This is a genomic window from Nesterenkonia alba DSM 19423 (assembly GCF_000421745.1).
Classification (GTDB): Bacteria; Actinomycetota; Actinomycetes; order Actinomycetales; family Micrococcaceae; genus Nesterenkonia; species Nesterenkonia alba.
In genome coordinates this window covers 178,812-195,303 of record NZ_ATXP01000001.1, presented here as the reverse complement: position 1 = coordinate 195,303, position 16,492 = coordinate 178,812, and the positions used below count along the sequence as shown (strand labels likewise).

The following is a 16,492-nucleotide window of genomic DNA, read 5'->3' as shown; positions in this document are numbered from 1 at the left end:
CTCGTCTGATCTGAACGCTGATCTCCATTGTGGCTGGATTCGCTCCCGGGCGGTGGTGGTTTTCCACAGGTAAGCTCGAGGGTCATGGCTGCTGCCCGCACTGAACACCGTCTGGACGTTGACGGTGAGGAGATCATCGTGGTCCGGTCTGCCCGTCGGCGCCGTACCGTCACCGCGGATCTGGTCGGTGGGATGCTTCGTATCCAGGTGCCTGCCCGGCTCCCCGAAGCGGAGGTGCGCCGCCACGCCCGGGCTTTCCGACGTAAACTACAGGCCCGCCAGTCCCGCTCCGGCGGCGGGGACGCCCAGCTTCAGCACCGCGCCCAGCAGTTATCCGCGCAGTATCTCGACGGGATACCGCAGCCGACCTCGGTGCGGTGGTCCCAGCAACAATTACGCCGCTGGGGGTCGGCGACCTCCTCGACCGGAACCATCCGACTCTCCGCCCGGCTGCGCACCATGCCGGATTGGGTGGTGGATGCGGTGTTGGTCCACGAGCTAGCACATCTGATCGAACCCGGCCACGGTCCGGCGTTTCAGCAGCTGGTGGCCCGCTACCCCCGAACCCGAGAGGCTGATGCCTTCCTTGAGGGGGTCAGTTGGGCCGAACAACATCTCGACGGCGGACAACTGCCCCGCCCGGCGCCCGGGGGGCCTGCATCCGAGGGCCTGTAAGCATCAGTCCGGTCACCACAGGCACAGCCGCAACGAGATCAGCCGATAGGATGCCTGCGATGACTCACCCCACTGTGTTGCTGCTGTTGACCACCGCCGTGGTGGTCGCTGACTCCGAGCCCGAGGGGGACCCAGCACCGTGGTGGCTGCACTTGCTGGCCATGGCCGGGGCCATCGGGATCTGCGCGCTGGTCATCATCGCGCTGAACTGGCTCAAGGGCCGACTCTTCGGCCGACCGGAGCAGTAAACCCCCTGGAGCAGGAGCCGAAACCCCGGGCAGGAATGCCAGGAGCACGGGCCGACGCCGTCAGCTGCTGTGTTCGCGGAGCACCTGTTTGAGCCCTTCCCCGTGGGCTTGGAGTTTCTTCTGCCCGATACCGGGGATCTTGAGCAGTTCCTCATCCACCGGCGCTGGTTTGCGCTCGGCGAGGACTTCGAGTTCGGCATCAGCGAAGACCATGAACGCCGGTTTCCCCAGTTGTTTGGAGTAATCGAGCCGCCAAGTCCGCAGCGCCTCGTAGAGGGCGGCATCATATCGCGGCGGGCAGTTCTCACAGCGCTGACGTCGAATGTGGCTGGCCACCGTCAACGCTGCCCCACAGGTCGCACAGGTCACCGTGCTGCGCCGGGACGAGGCATTCGGACTGGGCTTACCTGACCCCGGTGCGATTCTCCGTACGGGTTCTTCCATTCCCAGTTCACGGCGCAGGGGGGCGAGGAACCGGGAGGGTTTCCGCCGGCCACGTCCCCCGGTGTGCCGTGCCGCAGCGGAGGAAAGGTAGAGGTGGGTACGGGCCCGGGTGATCCCTACGTAGAGCAGGCGGCGTTCCTCATCGATCTCCCGTTGGGTGCGAGCGAAGGTGATGGGCATCAGCCCTTCGCACAACCCAGCGAGGAAGACCGCATCCCATTCCAAGCCTTTGGCCGAGTGCAGCGAGGCCAGGGTGACACCTTCCACTGTGGGTGCGTGCTGAGCTGCGGAGCGCTCTTCCAGCTCGGCGAGGAACTGACGCACGGTGAGCCCCGGTCGTTCGGCGGCAAGTTGGTCGGCCAAGGAGACCAGGGCGGCCAGGGACTCCCATCGTTCCCGCACAGCCCCGGTGGATTCGGGGGCGGTGCGGGACCAACCGATCGAGGACAACACAGCTCGCACGGCCTCGGGGACCGGTTCTTCGGTCTGCACCAGGGATGAGGTGCGCAGTGCCGCGATAGCCTCCCGGACCTCGCGGCGGGAGAAGAACCGTTCGGAGCCGCGTAGCTGGTAGGAGATTCCGCGGGAGCTCAGCGCCTGCTCGAACGTCTGAGACTGGCCGTTGGTGCGGTAGAGCACTGCGATCTCACTCAGTGCCACTCCACTGGAGGCGAGCTGACTGATGGTTTCGGCGATCCAGTCGGCTTCGGCGTCGTCGTCGGGGTGCTGAGTCAGCTGTGGGACCGGGCCGTGGTCCCGTTGGGAGATCAGCGTCAGCGGTGCCGGCCACGGGGGAGGTTGAGTGTCGGTGTTCTCCCCGGCACGCTTGCGGGCTGCAGCCCGGCGGGCGATCTGTTCGTCTTCGGCGGTGCGGTCAGCCAGCAGAGAGTTGGCCAGACGCACTACCTCGGGGGTGGAACGGTAGTCGCGGACCAGTTTGATGACCTCGGCGTGCCGGTAGCGGCTGCGGAACTGAAGTAAGTAGTCAGGCCTGGCCCCGGTGAAGGAGTAGATGGTCTGGGCGGCATCACCGACGACGCAGATCTCCTCACGCCCGCCGAGCCAGAGGTCCAGCAGCCGCTGTTGCAGGGGGGAGACGTCCTGGTATTCGTCGACCACAAAGTGCCGGTACTGCTGCCGGACCTGAGCGGCGACCTTCTCATCTTCGGTGAGCATCCCAGCGGTGAAGAGCAGTACGTCCTCGAAGTCCATCTCATGCCGATCGGTCTTTAAGTCCTCATAGGCCTCATACAGCTTGGCGAAACTGGTGTGTTCCACCCCCGCCGGGGCCGGGCGTCCGGCGGCTCGGGCGGGGTAGTCGGCGGCAGTGATGGTGGAGACTTTGGCCCATTCGATCTCTGAGGCGAAGTCCCGCAAGGAGGCCCGGTCGGTCGTCAGCCGCAGGCGCTTAGCCGCCTCGGCGATCAGCCGGATCTTGTTCTGCACAATCGTGGGCATCTGACCACCCACGGACACCGGCCAGAAGTACTGCAACTGCCGTAAGGCCGCGGCGTGGAATGTTCGCGCCTGCACTCCGGGAGCTCCTAAGGAGGTCAACCGGGAGCGCATCTCTGCGGCGGCGCGGGCGGTGAACGTCACCGCCAACACCCGGTGGGGATCATAGACCCCGGCACGGACCCCGTAGGCGATCCGGTGAGTGATGGCCCGGGTCTTTCCGGTACCGGCCCCGGCGAGGATACACAGCGGCCCGGTCAGGGTGGCAGCGGCGGCGCGCTGCTCGGCGTCGAGCCCTTCGAGGACCGTCTCGGCGGCGTCGTTCATGGTCTCTACGGTAGCCGCCGGTGGTGAGAACCCCGCAGGCGTTTTCCACAGCCGGCACACGGGTTGGGTCCATCCCCGCGTTTCAGCGGGGCACACTGCCGCTCGGATTCTAGGCTGAGCTGCGTGCGATGGACTTCGATGGAACTGGCGGCTCTGGCCACCCGTGCTGTGCCGGGCTTGTCCCCCACGGCGGTGGCCGCGGCCGCCGATGACGCCCGGGACTTCACCTCCGCGGTGGTCGTCGACGGCGCCGGGAACCGGTGGCGGGTCCGCGCACCCCAGCACTCCCAGGCCGCCATGCGCTTGGAGACCGAGGTCCAGGTGCTGCGAGGTTTCTCCACTGCGATCCGCGCGGAGCTTCCCTTCCGCGTGCCCAGCGTGGCTGGAGCAACCCGGGTCGAGGAGATGCGGGTCTTCGTCTACAACCACCTTCCCGGCGCCGGGCTGCCGCTGGAGGAATTGGCCGGTACGGAGGAGACCCCCGGAGCTTCTGCCGAACTCATCGATGACATCGGCCGCACCATCGCCGCGGTTCACGACCTGGCCGAGTCCGTGGTCGATCATGCTGAGCTGCCCCGTTACAGTGCCGAGCGGCTGCGTCAGCGCCGTCTCAACGAGCTGGATGCAGCGGCGGCCACCGGCCAGATCCCCCCACTCCTGCTGCGCCGGTGGGAACACGCCATGGAGGACAAACAGCTCTGGGAGTTCTCCCCCACCGTGGTGCACGGAGACCTGCATGAGGACAACCTGCTCATCGACGGGGACCGTGTGGTGGCGGTGACCGGCTGGACGGATCTACATCTGGGCGATCCGGCCGATGACCTGGCCTGGCTGGTCAGTTCCCCGCGGCAGGGGTTCGCCGACGCCGTCGTCGCCGCCTACCGCCGGCATCGCACCACCGAAGCCGATGAGCACATTCTGCGCCGAGCCGCATTGGCCGCTGAGTTCGCGCTGGCCCAGTGGCTGGTGCGCGGCCATGCCTCGGAGAACCACCAGATGGTCACCGAAGCCAAAGGACTGCTGAGCCAGCTCGCGTCGGATATCGAGACCTACGGGGGCCGGGACATTTCGGTGACCCCTATGGAGGGTGAGCAAGTCCGCACCCCCGCTGGGGATCAGGACTCCAAGCCGGTCATCCGTGCCGGTGCCGCCGCCCAAGTGGTGGGATGGGATGAACCCGACGACGACGGCGAGCCGGCGGTCATCACCGACGCCTCCGCGGCAGCCTCCTCCCCTCAGCCGGGGACCCCACAGACAGCAGGCGCCGTCGGGCAGACGCACTCGGCCGGTCCCTTCGCTGAGGATGACCTCGGTCAGGGCGATGACATCGACGACGACCTCGACGGTGAAGAACTCACCGGGGAGGTCCCCGCGCCTGTGCCGGCGGATGATGATCCCACCGGGAAGGTCACTCCCCTGAGGCCACGGCAGCCGGCTCAGGTGCCCACCGGTAGCCCATCACCGTCTGGCAGGACCGCCGGTTCGGCGGATCTGCCAGCGTTTGTCGATGACGACCGGGAGTTCGACGTCGGCTCGGAACCTGTTCCCAGCACCGGGGAACTTCCCATCCAGCCCACCAGTGAAAGTGAGCAGCGGGCCAAGCAGAAGCACTTCTTCCCCGCCTCAGCGTCCTCGGCTCGCTCCGCGGAGTCGGCCCAATCTGCTCAATCCGCACAGTCTGCTCAATCCGCACAGTCTGCTCGCTCAGCAGGGTCTGCTCGCTCAGCGCAGTCGGCGCCCTCTGGATCCTCGGCACCCTCAGCCCCCTCGCCGGCGGGTTCCTCCACCGGTTCCGCTCAGAGCCCTGCTGAGCGCCCCGCTCAGACGAGCGGGCGCAATTCAGGGGCCAAACCGGCGTCGTCGTCCTCATCGGGGAGCTCCATCTACGACCGGCACCCGGGTCTGCGTCCACCGGGCCGCTGAGTCAGGCCCGGTCGCCTGCTACCTGCTACCATCTGCCCTTCCGGTCAGCTTAAAACGCCTCAGTGGGAATGAACTGCCAGAGCCGTGAGTTGAGGCGCCTGTGAGCAGCCCAGGAAAGCCCGTCACCGGGCCACAGACCAGCCATCCCGCCACCGGCGGTGTCCCCCTGGTGGACAATCCCGCCCCGGAGTACTCTCGGCGGCAGATCGCAGTGGCGATTCTCGCGCTCTCCCTGGGTGGGTTCGCCGTGGGGGTGACAGAATTCGCGGTCATGGGGCTGCAGCGGGAGGCCGTTGCAGACCTGGATATCACGGTGCCACAGGGCGGGCAGCTGGTGACCTTCTACGCGCTCGGTGTGGTGGTCGGGGCGCCGATCCTCTCCCTGCTGGGAGCCAAACGGGAACGGAAAACCTACGGGCTGGTGCTGCTGGGCATCTTTGCGGTGGCCCATGTGCTCAGCTTCTTCGCTCCGACCTTCGAAACGATGCTGGTCACCCGGTTCCTCTCCGGGCTGCCCCATGGGGCCTACTTCGCAGTGGCTGCCCTGATGGCCGCGCAGATGGCGGGCCCGGCCAAACGGGCCCGGGCGATCTCCGTGGTGCTCTCGGGGTTGGCCATCGCCAATGTGACCGGGGTGCCAGCGGTGACGTGGCTGGGACAGCAGTTCGGCTGGCGGTGGATGTACGCCGTCGTCGCGGCGCTGGCGGTGGTCACCATGGTGGCGGTGGCGCTGTGCGCTCCACGGCAACACCCTCCGGCTGGCACCTCGATGGGCGGGGAACTGAAGGGCCTGGCCAACCAACGGTTGTGGGTTGGAATAGCGCTGGCTGTCGTGGGGTTCTCCGGTATGTTCGCCATCTATTCCTACATCTCGCATATTGCCGTGGAGGTTGCAGGGATCGAGGAGTCGTGGTTGTGGCTGGTGGTGTTCGTCTTCGGTGTGGGGATGGTACTCGGCAACTTCTTGGGCGGCTGGCTCTCCGACAAGTCGGTGCTGGGTACCGTGGTGGGGGCCATGGCGATGGTCTCGGTGTTCATGGCGGCTTTCGGTGCTCTGGCTCATCTCTTGGTGCCGATGATCGTGCTGTTGTTCTTCGTTGGGGTGTCGGCCTCCACCCTGGGCCCGTCGATGCAGACCCATCTGATCGACACGGCGCCGAAGGCCCCACAGCTGGCGGCGAGCTTCCATCATTCGGCGTTCAATGCCGCCAATGCACTGGGCGCGATGATGGGCGGGTGGGTGATCGCAGCCGGATTCGGACTGCGGGCCCCGGCCTTCGCTGGTGCCATCGCTGCCGGGTGCGGGGTGCTGATCGCTCTCTACGCGGTCTGGCTGACTCGGCGGCGAGGCTTGAAGGTCTGAACCGCCGCCGAAGAGCGCACGACGACGCCCCATCACCACCGTCTGTCACATTCGGTTCATCTGCACCGTGGAGCATAGGAGGTCAACTGCGTGTGAGGAGGCTTCAGCCATGAGCCAGAAGACTGACCGCGTCCCCGACTACGAGGAGGCAACCTCTTCCCCCATCGGGCCGATGACCAGCCCCATCCAGGTGCTCAGCGGCTCGATCCCGGTGGTGACCGGCACGATGCGTGCCGTCAGTGCGGATCACCAGCAGCCGCAGTACTCACCACGGCAGGTGGCGGTGGCGATCTTGGCCCTGTCCCTGGGCGGGTTCGCCATTGGGGTGACTGAGTTCGCCATTATGGGGCTGCAGCGTGAGGCGGTCCAGGAGTTGGCGCTGACCAGTTACTCCGAGGGCGGGCTGCTCATCACCTTTTATGCCGCCGGGGTGGTCATTGGCGCGCCGATTCTCTCCTTGATGGGTGCCAAACGGGAACGGAAAACCTACGGGTTGTTCCTGCTGGGGATCTTCGCCTTCGCCCATGTGTTCAGCTACTTCGCACCCACCTTTGAGGCATTGCTGTTCGGTCGGTTCCTCTCTGGCCTACCGCATGGGGCCTACTTCGCCACTGCGGCACTGATGGCCGCGCAAATGGCCGGCCCCACTAAGCGGGCTCGGGCGATTGCGGTGGTGCTGTCCGGAATCGCAATCGCCAACCTGATGGGGGTACCGGCGGTGACCTGGGCTGGGCAGCAGTTCGGCTGGCGGTTGATGTTCCTCATCACTGCCGTGCTGGCGATTATCACCATGGTGGCGGTGGCCTACTGTGCGCCCCGGATGCAACCGCCGGAGGGCTCCTCGATCCGCGGGGAGCTCAAGGGCCTGGCCAATCAGCGGCTCTGGGTGGGCATCGCTCTGGTCATTGTGGGCTTCTCCGGGATGTTCGCCATCTACTCATATATCTCCCACATTGCCGTCGATGTCGCTGGCATCGGCGAACGCTGGCTGTGGTTCGTGGTGCTGATGTTCGGGTTGGGCAATGTCATCGGCAACTTCGCCGGAGGGTGGTTCTCTGATAAGTCCGTGCTCGGCACCGTGCTGGTGGCCACGGTCTTGGTGGCCACGTTCATGACGCTGTTCGGGCTGCTGGCCCAACTGGGACCTGTGATGGTGGTGCTGCTGTTCCTCATCGGCGCGGCCGCCGGTGCCTTGGGGCCGGCGATGCAAACCCACCTGATTGACACCGCGCCACGGGCACCGCAACTGGCCGCGAGCTTCCAACACTCGGCGTTCAACAGTGCCAATGCGATCGGCGCGATCCTCGGCGGGGTAGTCATCGACGCCGGGTTCGGCCTGCGGGCCCCCGCCTACGCCGGTGCCATCGCCGCCGGGCTGGGGATCGCCATCTGCCTGTACGCCATCTGGCTGACCAAGCGGCGCGGGCTGCCCGTATAGGGGTAGGGCAGCGCAGGGCACCGGGGTCTCAGCGGCCGGGATCCTCCGAGCTGGGGTCCTCAGAACCGTGGCCTTCTGCACTGGAGTCTGGAGAACGCTGGTCGTCGGAATCCGGGGCTTCGGAACTGGCGTCTTCGGCGGTACTGGAGTCTTCCGAGGCGGGGTCCTCATCGGGCAGCTGGTCGGATTCCTCCGGCTCTCCGACAGCCTCGGGGCTCTGCTGTGCGGCGGCTTCGGTCTCCTCCGGGGTCATGGAGCCGCGCGCCGCTCCGGCGTGGCCGTTCTCCGGGTGGCGGATGCTTTCGTCCTCTTGGCCGTCCTCGGTGGGTGGCGCGGGCCTGTCCTCGAGGTCCTCCTGTTGGGAGGCCGCTGCGATACCGGCCAGTTCGGACTCGGTGGTGAAGTCCCGCACCGCGGAGCCGAGCAGCTTCCGGGCCCGGGGCAGAATGTCGATGATGGTCCGCGGCAGCGGCAGTGTGTCCTGGGGTGCAAGCACCATGCCGACGACGAATCGGGTCCGGTCGTCGTCGAGCACAATGACTTTCACGGCCTTGATCTGTTTGGTGATCTTGGAGGCGATGGCCTCCAAGGTGTCTCGATCCCCCGGGGTGATGCGCAGGTAGATATTGAGTTCCATGTACTCCGGGTCGGATTCGGCGTAGTTGGTTACCACGTACTTCCAATCCGGAGTGGTGACCAGTAAGTCCCCGGTGTTATCGGCCTCCACCTCCCAGCCGAAGTGCCGGGTCAGAGTGTCGGTGTACCGCCGGATCCACGCTTGTTTGCTCGCCATGTCGACCTCCCGTTAGCAGCTGTGCTCTCACGGTACCGCTCGGGGCTGACATCCTCATCAGGGTCTCTTCACAGCCTCGCTTCATCGGGCTACCGCACCGATGGGTGATCTCGCTGCGGTCGCTGTCACAGGGCTGCGCGGATATTGGCCCGCAGAGTCTCCTCTAAGGCCTGCCGGGAGTCGGGGAAGTCAATGCCGTCCATCTCCTCACTGGGGTGGGTCTTCGTCACCCCGTGTTCGACGTAGTAGAAGGAGACGGTGATGTTCTCCCGGTCTACCCCGAAGGTTTCGGCGAAAGCGTGTTTATACACCGCCAGCTGCAACAACCGGTGCTGCAGGGTGTCCCGATCGGCGGGGACCGCGCCGGTCTTCCAATCGACCAGGTGCCAGTGCCGCGCTGACTGCATATGGGCATTGCGTTCGGCGGTGGGAAGCCCGTACCAGAACTTGCGGTCCCGGACGGTGAGTTCGCGGCCGTCGTCGCCGACGCCGAAGATCGCGTCGATCTGCCCACGCACCGTGGTGCCGGCCAGGGCCAGAGCAAAGGGAAGTTCGACGTCGAAGGCTCGCCGATTGGCCCAGTCGCTTTGTTCGAAGGTGCTGCGGACCTGCTCAAGCTGGAACTTCTGCACCAAGGAGTCATCGAGGCCGAGGTCTTCGAAACCGGGCAGGGTGGTTTCGATGCTGTCGAAGTGCTGTTCCAGCCAGGCATGCACGGCTGTTCCGCGCCGCAGTGCCACCGCTGGTTTCTGCGGAATGGGTCGTTGGAGTTGTTGGGCGAGCCGTTCAGGGGCTTCGGCGAAGCCCACCATGTGCGTGGCGGTGATCTGATCTGGCAGCCGGGCACTTGCAGCCTTCGCCTGGGCGGTGGAGAGCACGAATCGGGTGTGTTCGTCCAACTCGTCAAGACCAGGGAGGTTCTCCTGCCCCAGCTGGGCGGTGACGTACTCGGCGGCCTGGCGGACCAGCTGGCTCGGCTTCGGCTCCCGGTGCGGGGTGATGAGCACAGGACCTTCGACGCGTTCACCGTCATCGTCGTAGACAGTGCGTTCCACGGCCGGTCCATCGAGTGGTTCGAAAGGCCACTCGGCGGTGAAATAGGTGTGCGCCGCTGCGTTCGAGGTAACCCGTTCCTGCGCCTGGGCCACGAGCTGTTCGACCTCGCTGCTGCGGCCAAGCTGCTCAGCCGCCGCGTAGAAGTAGCTCGAAGGCCCTACGGGCCTTTTCCGGGCACTGAAGAACTGTGTGCCGGTGAGAATCAGTTCTTCTTCAGCGCGAGTAATGGCCACGTAGGCCAGTCGGCGTTCCTCTTCCTCGGTGAAGGTGCGGGCGTTTTCTTTGTAGTCCTCGGCGGCGTCGACCCATCCTTCCCAACTGCCTTGACCGGTGTCGTTCCAGGCCGGGATGGATGCCGCATCACCGCGCAGTGGACCCGGTAAGGCGCCATCTTTGGCGGTCCACCGGTCTTTGATGGCGGAGGCTCCGAGGTTCGGCAGACTGTCCTGCTGAAGGCCCATCACCGCGACGATGGTCCACTCGAGCCCTTTGGCGGCGTGGATGGTCATCAGCTGGACCGCATCCGGATTGGGCTCCACTTCCGGGATAGCGAAACCGCCTTCCTGGGACTCGGCGACCTCAAGCCACTCGAGGAAGGCCTGCAGGCTGCGTTCCTCATGGTCGGATTCAAAGGACTCCGCCCACGCGGTGAACTCGGCCAACCGCTGTACCGCCCGACTGCCGCCAGCGTATTTGACGTCGAGTTCCACAGTGAGCCCGATGGTGTGCATCACGTGTTCGATCAGTGCCACCGGCCCCTGCGCGGCGACCCCGTCGAGGGCTTCGGTCAGGTCAGCGAATTCCTCGAGGCGGATCAAGGCCGCCTCAGAGACATCCGGCAGGCGGGGCTGCTGGCCGCGGGCGCGGGCTCGGTGCCGGTGGACTGTGCGCAGAACCGCATCGAGCAGAGTGACCTGTTCTTCGGCCTCTCCATCCCGGCTGGGACGGTTCTGCTCAGCGGCGAACTGTCCCAGCCGGTGCAGGTCCCGGGCGCCGAGGCGGAACCGGGGGCCGGCGAGAATCTTGAACACCATGTCGTTGCGGGAGGGATCGGCCAGCACGGTGAGGTAGGTGCAGACCTCCTGGATCTCTGGGGTGCTGAGCAGTCCGGCCAGACCGGTGAGTTCGCAGGGGATGTTCCGGGCGCGCAGTTCCTGTTGGAGGACCAACAGTTGGTCGCGTTTGCGGGCCAGCACCGCAGCACGCACCCGCTTGTCCGGATGGACCGAGGGATCGGGGTGCCGGATGTCCCCTCGGTGACCTTTAGCCCGGTTCTGCCGCAGATAGGCGGCTTCCAGCTCATCGGCGATGGCGCGGGCTTCCTCAGCGGCGTCACCGGCCCAGTGCAGTGCGATGCGACCGGGCTCGTCCTCCCGTGTGAGATACGGGTTGGGGCGCAGCCGGATCCCATCGCTGGCGATGGCGTCATCCTCAGCTGCGAGCTCACCGGTGACCCGCCGCAGTTGCAGCCGCATCTGGCGGTTCCAGTCCCGAGTGAGGTACGCACCCGGGGGTTCCGTGGGGGTGTGGTGCTCGGCGTCGTCGTGGTCTGGGTCCCCACCGTGGGCTGTGGTCTCCCGATGGTTCTGGGGGGAGGTGTGGTCTTCTTCTGAGGACGTGGGGGCGTAGCGGAAGGGGTCGATGAGGCGGTTGGCCACCGAAAGGATGGTGGGGGCGTTCCGCCAGGCGATGGTCAGCACATGCTGGGCGGCCGGGTTGCCCTCAGCGGTGGTGAACGTGGTGGGGAAGGTGAACAGCTGGCCGGCAGAGGCTCCACGGAAGCCGTAGATCGACTGGTTGGGGTCACCTACGGCGGTCACCGAGTGTCCTTGCCCGTAGAGATGGTGAAACAGCTGCAGTTGAGCGTGTGAGGTGTCCTGAAACTCGTCGAGCAGGACCACCCGGTACCGATCCCGTTCGGCGGCCACAGCGGCGGGAGAACGGCGGGTGATCTCTTCGGCGCGTAGCAGCAGGTCACCGAAATCCAGGAAGTTTTTGTCCCGTTTGATCTTCTGGTATTCCTCAGCCAGAGCCGCCACCACCGGACGGAAGCTGAGCTTCTCTAGCAGACCGTCAACGGCTTCGGCGAGTTTCTTCGGTGTGGTGGGTTTCTCTCCGTACTCCCGGTGGTAGCCGTGCAGCCGGTCGGCGATCCAGGCCTGGAGTTCTTCGGCGGTGACCAGATGCTCAGCCAGCTCTCCGGTGAGGTTCAGTACCGCATCGGTGAGGGCGGAGGCGGACCTCTCGGCCTCCGCTAACCGAGCGGCCAGCTGGTGGAGATGCTCGGGGACATCCTCTCCGGTATGCAGGGTGGTGATGAGCCCGTGGGCCAGCTGCCAAGCGTGGGCCTCCGTCAATTGCACGGCTTCTGGTTCGATACCGATATGGGTGCCGTAGCTGCGCACCAGGCTGCTGGCGTAGGAGTGGTAAGTGGAGACCGAGGGTGCGAGCAGGTCCTCAAGCCCGTCGGTGGCCCACCGGCGACGCCGCTGCTCAGCGAGATCTTCGGGGTCAGGCCGGCCACTGAGGATCTCTTCAACGGAAACCACTCCACGGCGAACCAGCTGGCCGAGCTGCCCGGTAACGCGCTGTTTGAGTTCCGCGGCGGCTTTGCGGGTGAAGGTCACACCGAGGATCTGGTCGGGGCGGACCGCGAGGTTGGCCACCAGGTACACGACCCGGTCGGCCATTGTCTGAGTTTTCCCCGACCCGGCCCCGGCGATGACGAGCATCGGATCCAGACCCCGGTGGACTTCCCCGTCGATGAGTGTGCCACCGCGGATCACACTCTGTTGCTCAGCGGTGGGGGTGTTGGTGCCCAGGACCTCAGCCAGGTGGGCCGGGCTGAACCGTTCGGTGAACCGAGCGCTGCTGGTGGTGTTCATGCGGTTTCCTCCCATTCCCGCTGGACCACGGGGGTGTTCTCAGCACAGAGCGGGCAGAGCACGCCCACGTAGCAGGTACTGAAAGGCCCGCCGGTTCCCGGTTCGTGCTGGGCGCGGAAGCTGGTGCCGGTCATGGCCTGTGCAGCGGCCTCGACGTGGTGCATCGCCCAGGTGCTCCGCCACCATTCCTCTCCGGGTGTCTCGGTGTGTGGCTGCTCGGGGACCGGCAAGGGCGCCTGCGGTTGGGTGGGGAAGTTCTTGGTCCGGCCGGTCACTTTCTCTGGCCACTTGCGGCGCAGCTGCAACAGGGCAGCCCCGGCGACCCGCGTGGGGTCAATGGGTTTCTCTGCGCGACTGCTCAGGTGCGCCGTGAACTCGCCGGAGGGGTCGAGGTCGCTGATGTCGGCTCCGATCCGGTGCAGCCGGTCAAGGGCCTGCGCACGACGCCGGCTGAGCTGCTCACGCTGAGGCTCCTCCACGGTGCCCTCCTCCAGTCGGGCGGTGAGGTCTTCGACCATCCGGCGCAGCGTGGATTCCAGGGCCCCGGCAGCAAGCATGAGCTGGTAGAGACCGATTTGGGGGTATTCGGTGCGCACCTCATCGTTGCTGGGGATGCGCTTGGTCGTCTTGATGTCGACCACGTAGACGCGGCCGTCGTCGAGAATCTCAATCCGATCGGCCTTGCCGCGCAATTCCACCAGACGTTCGGTCCCTGCGATCTGCACCGGGATCTGGAGCCTGAGGAACTGTTCGTCAATCCAGGCCTTACGGGGCAACAGGTCTTCCGGATTGGGTGTGTGAAGACCTTTGAGCCGGTCGTAGTAACCACCGAGAACTTCGAGCAGTTCGGCGGCTTCTGCTTTATTCTGCTCATCAGCCCAGGTGTCGCCGGCCCTGAAGGCTTCCCATTCGGTGTCGAGGGCGTCCAACAGCTCCGCGGTACTGGCCTCCGGGTACTTCTCGGCGATCATGTGGATGAAAGTTCCCAGATCCGCGGCATATGGGCTGGGAGGCGTGCCCCCAGCGGCGGAGGTGAACCACTTCAACGGCTGATCCCGGGCATCGGCGACAGATGAGGGAGAGATGGGCACGACGTCGTCGGGATCGAAAACCGCCGCGGTGCTACTGAGCTCGCGTACGCCCCACCAGCTGTCCGGGTGCGCCCCGGGGATTCCACTTTGGGCCAGGACCGCTAACTCCCGGGCCACGGACTCCACGGTGCCGGGATCGGGATTCTCCCGGAGGAGTTCACGTTCTAAGCGGGTGCGCAATCCGGCGGCCAGGGCCCGACCTTCCACGAGCTGGGGCACCCGGACCTGTGGCACACGTTCGACCCGTTCGCCCGCTGGGCCTTCTGTCACCGGGGGATGGTGCAGGTCATAGAGAGAGCTCGGAACCTGGTCATCAGATTGCACCGCAACGAGGGCGACACGGTGGGTGGCCCGGGAGACTGCGGAGGCGAAGACTCGATACTCATCGATCAACGCCTCTTGACGTTTGGAGAGCACATCGGTCATGGGCCGGTCCCCGGCGGCTTCGACCACGGCCACCAGGTCTGAGGAACCCAATAGTTCACCTTGGGGTCTGACCAGCGGCCAGGTGCCGTCTTGGAGGTCGGTGAGGATCGCGGTGTGGAACTGCCGGCCCGCAGCGGTGGCGGGCGTGAGGATCTCCACACCGGTGTGGGCGGTGCCGGCGTCGACCAGCCCGTCCATGGGCAGCTCGAGTTCTTCGACGTAGTCGACGAAAGCCAGGGCCTCGTTGCCCTGCTGCTGGCCGAGGAAACGACGTGCCGTTTGAAAGGCAGCCATCACGGCATCAAGGTTCGCATCGGCACGCTGGGCGTCTTCATGGTCACTGAGGGCGATCTGCTGCCAGTCCTCCGCGACGTCGGCGGCCTCCCACACCGCCCATAGGACCTCTTCGGCTGAGGCGCCGTGTGACACCTGCTGGGCTTCCACCGCGGCACGCAGCATCCGGCGCAGCCGCAACAACGGCTCCAGAGTGCCGCGCCAGAGGCGCTCAGCCTTGTCGAGCACCGAGGCAGGCTGGGTTTCGGCGATGCGTTCGAAGACCGGTTCCACACCCGGATCAAGCCGCAGCGCGGCCACCAGTAAGTGGTCCGAGCGGCTGTGTTCCTCCGGGCCCGGAAGGGGTTCTGGGTCTACCACAGTGCCCTCGGTCTCCAAGCGCCGGGTGATCTGCAGCAGCGCCTGACGGATCCCGCGGACCCGACGTGCCTCAGCTCCAGCGTAGACACTGGCGAGCAGGTCCAGTGCCTGCTGCAACGAAAGCACCCGGTGTGGTTCACCGGAGCCGGCAGCCATCAGACTCAGCAGCGGCCACACTGCTTCTTCCCGGTGCAACACCAGGTCGCTGAGTTCCCGGGTGACCTCTACTGAGTGCTGGGTGAAGAGCCGATGGAGCCGGTCAATACGCTCAGTGCCCCGGACAATAACGGCAATCTGATCCCACCCAGCCCCGGCGGCACGGGCCTGGAGCACCTCTTGGAGGATCTTCCGATCGGCGAGGTGCTGTGAACTCAGTACTGTCGCGGCAACCTCAGTCGGGCAGGTGTCTGTGGTGATCCGGGTACCGGAGTGTTCTTCGTGGTCAGGAAACGAAGGGGCCCCTGAAGCCTGCAGGGAGACCACCGCCCCGGTGCGGGCCACCGTAGCGGTGTAGAGGTCTGCGGCGTCTCCAGCCATGCGATAACTGCGCGGCAGGCTGAGCACCACCGGTTGTGGCAGCCCTGTCTCGGGCCTGGCAACCATGCTCCCGACCGCGTCAGGGCTGGAGGGATCAGCAACCTGCTTTGTCCAGTTGGCGAGCTTATCCGGCCTGGCACCACGGAAACCCTGGACGGTGACACTGGGGTTGGCGAAGGCAATGACCGGACCCCCGGCACCCAGCTGAGCCAGCAGTCGGTACACCGAGGGCGGGGCCTCCTGGAGGTCGTCGACGAGGATGAGATCTAGCCGCTGACGTAGAATGTCCACCAAAGGCTGCTGGCCGGTGTCCCCAGCCTGTGGCACAGCAGCAGGGAGCTGAAGCAACCGTTCGGCCTCGGCCAGCAGGGCTGTGGAGTCATAGACCCCCGGCATCTGTTCAGCCAGGTAAGTCTCATAGGCGGTGAGCACCGTTCCTAGTGCCCGCCATTCCGGGCGGTGGACACCAGGCAGCGCCTGGGGGTCCAGGCCGTGGCGCTGTAACTGCTCGGCAGTCACCTGGTACTCCCGGCACCGGTCGATGAAGGTACGGATCTGTTTGCGCAACGCCCGGGGGGCTTCCAGCGCACCGGCCAAGGGGGCCCATTCTTCGGAGTCAAGATCCACGGTGTCTGCCAGGGAAGCGAGCACCTCGGAGATCACTCGGTCCTGTTCGGCCCCGGAAAGCAGGCGAGGAGCCAGGGTCGCCTGTTCCACCTGGAATTCGCGAGCCTGATTGAGGATCCAGAACGCCCATGCGGAAAACGACCGGGACGGCTGAGCAGTGAAATGGGTGTGATCGCCGTCTTCGGCGGCCAGAGTACGTTCCAGTCCCCGCCGTAGACGGGCCGCCGAGGTGCGGGTCGGAGACAGCACCAGCAGCCGGGAGGCGTCATGTCCGGCGGTAATGAAATCCGCGGCCAGACGCACCGTCAGCCAGGTCTTGCCGGAACCGGGCCCACCGTAGACCAAGGCCGGGCCGGTGCCGGAGCCCGGCAGGCTGCGAACCCGCCGTTGCTCGGCGTCCCAGTCCACCCGGCTGGTCGGCAGCTCGGCTGCCTGCTGCACTGTACTCATCTATGCCCTCCTGGTGCTCCATGCTGAGTCCACCGTAACGGTGCCCGGTGACATGCCTCAGTGCCGCTTCACACAGCCGCCCCTTCACACACCGGGCGCA

The 16,492-nt window shown here is 65.9% G+C and carries 9 protein-coding genes; 5 read left to right on the top strand and 4 right to left on the bottom strand.

Translation table 11 applies throughout. The features are described from left to right. Positions 1–84 precede the first annotated feature (84 nt). Complete coding sequence (locus tag H578_RS0100880) at positions 85–675, top strand: M48 metallopeptidase family protein (protein ID WP_022871830.1); 591 nt, start codon at positions 85–87, stop codon at positions 673–675. A gap of 59 nt (positions 676–734) precedes the next feature. Then, a complete protein-coding gene (locus H578_RS0100875; protein WP_022871829.1) occupies positions 735–923 on the top strand; it encodes a hypothetical protein in 189 nt (62 codons plus the stop codon). A 60-nt stretch (positions 924–983) separates the two neighbouring features. Here H578_RS0100875 and H578_RS0100870 read toward each other — a convergent pair whose 3' ends face one another. Next, a complete protein-coding gene (locus H578_RS0100870) occupies positions 984–3,149 on the bottom strand; it encodes an ATP-dependent DNA helicase UvrD2 (protein ID WP_022871828.1) in 2,166 nt (721 codons plus the stop codon). Positions 3,150–3,272: 123 nt separating this feature from the next. Here H578_RS0100870 and H578_RS12270 point away from each other — a divergent pair, with 123 nt between their 5' ends. The 3 genes from H578_RS12270 to H578_RS0100855 all read left to right on the top strand — a co-directional run bounded on the left by H578_RS12270 (position 3,273) and on the right by H578_RS0100855 (position 7,873). Then, entirely contained in the window at positions 3,273–5,072 is a 1,800-nt protein-coding gene (locus H578_RS12270) for a phosphotransferase (protein WP_245554863.1), read from the top strand. Between the two features lie 100 nt (positions 5,073–5,172). After that, the gene (locus H578_RS0100860) at positions 5,173–6,435 is read left to right on the top strand and encodes an MFS transporter (RefSeq protein ID WP_022871826.1); all 1,263 of its coding nucleotides are present in this window, start codon (positions 5,173–5,175) and stop codon (positions 6,433–6,435) included. A 109-nt stretch (positions 6,436–6,544) separates the two neighbouring features. Further along, on the top strand, positions 6,545–7,873 hold the full coding sequence (locus H578_RS0100855) for an MFS transporter (RefSeq protein ID WP_022871825.1): 1,329 nt from the start codon (positions 6,545–6,547) through the stop codon (positions 7,871–7,873). A 28-nt stretch (positions 7,874–7,901) separates the two neighbouring features. Here the strand turns inward: H578_RS0100855 and H578_RS0100850 are convergent, their stop codons facing one another. From H578_RS0100850 to H578_RS0100840, 3 genes are all read right to left on the bottom strand, one after another. After that, a complete protein-coding gene (locus tag H578_RS0100850) occupies positions 7,902–8,666 on the bottom strand; it encodes a prolipoprotein diacylglyceryl transferase (RefSeq protein WP_022871824.1) in 765 nt (254 codons plus the stop codon). Positions 8,667–8,791: 125 nt separating this feature from the next. Next, positions 8,792–12,607: an ATP-dependent helicase gene (locus H578_RS0100845; RefSeq protein ID WP_022871823.1), complete on the bottom strand. Its 3,816-nt coding sequence runs from the start codon at positions 12,605–12,607 to the stop codon at positions 8,792–8,794. Continuing rightward, entirely contained in the window at positions 12,604–16,392 is a 3,789-nt protein-coding gene (locus H578_RS0100840) for a PD-(D/E)XK nuclease family protein (protein WP_022871822.1), read from the bottom strand. Before H578_RS0100840 ends, H578_RS0100845 begins: the two co-directional genes overlap by 4 nt. Between the last annotated feature and the right edge of the window lie 100 nt (positions 16,393–16,492).

Bases quoted from the DNA above. Each gene is read 5' to 3' on its own strand.
- H578_RS0100875 (WP_022871829.1), top strand. From the start codon at position 735: ATGACTCACCCCACTGTGTTGCTGCTGTTGACCACCGCCGTGGTGGTC.
- H578_RS0100850 (WP_022871824.1), bottom strand. From the start codon at position 8,666: ATGGCGAGCAAACAAGCGTGGATCCGGCGGTACACCGACACTCTGACC.
- H578_RS0100840 (WP_022871822.1), bottom strand. From the start codon at position 16,392: ATGAGTACAGTGCAGCAGGCAGCCGAGCTGCCGACCAGCCGGGTGGAC.
- H578_RS0100880 (WP_022871830.1), top strand. From the start codon at position 85: ATGGCTGCTGCCCGCACTGAACACCGTCTGGACGTTGACGGTGAGGAG.
- H578_RS0100870 (WP_022871828.1), bottom strand. From the start codon at position 3,149: ATGAACGACGCCGCCGAGACGGTCCTCGAAGGGCTCGACGCCGAGCAG.
- H578_RS0100855 (WP_022871825.1), top strand. From the start codon at position 6,545: ATGAGCCAGAAGACTGACCGCGTCCCCGACTACGAGGAGGCAACCTCT.
- H578_RS0100845 (WP_022871823.1), bottom strand. From the start codon at position 12,607: ATGAACACCACCAGCAGCGCTCGGTTCACCGAACGGTTCAGCCCGGCC.